Source organism: Microbacterium sp. BF1 (genome assembly GCF_019279095.1).
GTDB classification, from domain to species: domain Bacteria; phylum Actinomycetota; class Actinomycetes; order Actinomycetales; family Microbacteriaceae; genus Microbacterium; species Microbacterium maritypicum.
On record NZ_JAGYWT010000774.1, the window covers coordinates 1 to 742 of the forward strand.

At 71.0% G+C, this 742-nt stretch carries 2 protein-coding genes; both read left to right on the forward strand.

Features of this window, described 5'->3' with window-relative positions; all coding sequences use genetic code 11:
• The coding region (locus tag KZA10_RS16695; protein WP_218683459.1) for an ABC transporter ATP-binding protein at positions 1-360 on the forward strand (360 nt) is incomplete at its 5' end.
• Positions 357-742: LLM class flavin-dependent oxidoreductase (locus KZA10_RS16700; RefSeq protein WP_218683460.1), on the forward strand; the 386-nt coding region annotated here is incomplete at its 3' end. The genes KZA10_RS16695 and KZA10_RS16700, both read left to right, overlap by 4 nt.

A 742-nucleotide genomic window follows, 5' to 3' on the forward strand; every position in this document is an offset into this window, starting at 1 on the left:
GCACGCCGCACCCCGCGCGAGCTCTCGGGCGGACAGCGGCAGCGCGTCGCGATCGCCAGGGCCCTCGCGATCGATCCGGAGGTCGTGGTGCTCGACGAGGCCGTGTCGGCGCTGGATGTCACGGTGCAGGCACGCATCCTCGAACTGCTCACCTCGTTGCAGGCGGAGCTCGCGCTCACATACCTGTTCATCTCGCACGACCTCGCCGTCGTGCGCAGGATCAGCCACACGGTCTCGGTCATGCGCCGTGGCCGGATCGTGGAGGAGGAACAGACGGAGGACCTCTTCCGCGATCCGCAGCACGAGTACACCAGGGAGCTGCTGGCCGCGGTCCCCGGACGAACGGAGAACCTCGTATGACCACCGCCCCCACCGTCGCCTTCTTCACCCGCCTGCTCGACGACGCGTCCGCGGCTTCGCGGTACGCGCTGGCGACCGCACAGATCCAGCAGGCGGAGCGGCACGGGATCGGGAGGGCCTGGGTCGCCCAGCATCACTTCCACGCGGCGGAGGGAGGCCTGCCGTCGCCGCTCGTCTTCCTCGCGCACGTGGCCGCCGCGACCAGGGACATCCGCCTCGGCACCGGGGTGATCACCCTGCCCTTGGAGGATCCGGTGCGCGTGGCCGAAGACGCCGCCGTCGCCGATCTGCTCTCCGGGGGGCGTGTGGATCTGGGACTCGGCAGCGGCGGCACCCCCTCGTCGTTCGTGCCCTTCGGGGAGGACGTGCGCGACAAAGCGCC